The organism is Parendozoicomonas sp. 2304DJ65-17 (assembly GCF_058148445.1).
The window spans coordinates 1-238 of the sequence record NZ_JBYVJV010000115.1; the positions used below are offsets into that span (position 1 = coordinate 1).

Genomic DNA, 238 nt, shown 5'->3' on the forward strand with positions numbered 1-238 from the left:
GACGAGAAAGCCCATATCATTATCAAGGTAAACTCTGTTACCGAGCCGGTTGCGATTAAAGCGCTGTATAAAGCTTCCTAGGCTGGTGTGAAGATTGATTTGATTGTGCGTGGTATCTGCTGTCGGCAACCCGGTATTGAAGGGCTTTCAGAAAAAATCGCCGTACGTTCAATTCTTGGCCGCTTCCTTGAACACACCCGTGTCTGCGAGTTCTATAACGGTGGCGAAGAGAAGGTTT

The 238-nt window shown here is 47.5% G+C and carries 1 pseudogene; it reads left to right on the forward strand.

The annotated features are described in order from the left end of the window. Positions 1 to 238 (forward strand): annotated as a pseudogene (locus ACY2RR_RS24720) (phospholipase D-like domain-containing protein); the annotation flags it as partial.